The following is a 1,039-nucleotide window of genomic DNA, read 5'->3' as shown; positions in this document are numbered from 1 at the left end:
CCCGTATACTGTGGTGAGTTCGGCTGCTTTCTTATCTTGCTCTTTACGTATCCTCACTTCACGCCGTAGTTGCTCTTGTGCTGCCATTGCCTTGCGGTGTGCTAACACAATGGGGTCAGGCTTGTCTGAATTCGATGACCAGGTATTTCGATGCCCCTCTCGATGATCAGCAAACCAACCATTGGCAAAGCCATCCAAATGACCGACATAAACTCCAGACTTATTACCTCGTTTGTCATCATTCATCGATATTCGATGAGTTTTTCCGTCCATCTCGGGGGAGCCTTTAAGGTCCCCTCCCAGTGAGCGGATAAAATCGCCAAACTCTTGTGTGGAATCGTTATTAGTTTCGGTGGCCAACGTATTGTCGATGCGCCAACGAGCGAGATTGTTGAGTTCAGAGCCCTCTTTGGCAAACCACATTTTGCGATTAGGGTCGAACACCAGCGCATTCTCACCATTGTCCAGCTTGCCTGCCTGCCGTTTGGCTTCTTTCAATTGTTCGAATGGAATAACGAGGTAGGTTGATTCAGTCGCTTTCATTGTGCCTCCCAACAGGTTGGTAAGGATGGCCAGAGCTGAGGATTATCATATAGGACTCCTATTCAAAGAATTTTCGATACCACCAGGGACGACCGGTAATGATGTTGCCACGCAATCGGTGCAATAGGCGCTGGAACACCACCGTGAGGGTGTAATCAAAGAAAGCCAGTAGTTTGTAAAACACCAACAATCCGACACAGAAGAGGAACATCAGCATACTTGGCCAAAAAAACCACACGATAAATACCAGATAAACCAGCACTGGAATGCCAAAGATCGTGACGGCGCGACCCGCATCTAACCAGTTGCAATAATCGTTGTTCATTATGTTGTTATCCGTTTTTCGTTAAATTCGCGCCATCCCATCACTTGTTCTGCTACGTGCTCAGTTACCTGCCCGCTCACAAAGAGTTCCCAAGTTTTATCTGCGATGCGCGTCGAATTCTCACGAAGTGATGTGTTAATCAAATCAGGCCAGCGAGAGTAATGTTGTTGG

The 1,039-nt window shown here is 47.4% G+C and carries 2 protein-coding genes; both read right to left on the bottom strand.

The genetic code is table 11. The features are described from left to right. On the bottom strand, positions 1–543 hold a 543-nt coding region (locus AACW11_RS19135), incomplete at its 3' end, for a DUF5710 domain-containing protein (RefSeq protein ID WP_249192974.1). Positions 544–601: 58 nt separating this feature from the next. Next, entirely contained in the window at positions 602–868 is a 267-nt protein-coding gene (gene icmT, locus AACW11_RS19130) for an IcmT/TraK family protein (protein WP_145592813.1), read from the bottom strand. Positions 869–1,039: the final 171 nt, after the last annotated feature.

It is taken from the genome of Yersinia sp. Marseille-Q3913 (assembly GCF_963892745.1).
In the GTDB taxonomy this organism is placed as follows: Bacteria; Pseudomonadota; Gammaproteobacteria; order Enterobacterales; family Enterobacteriaceae; genus Yersinia; species Yersinia bercovieri.
The sequence above is the reverse complement of the archived record's forward strand: the minus strand, read 5'-3'. Positions and strand labels throughout refer to the sequence as shown.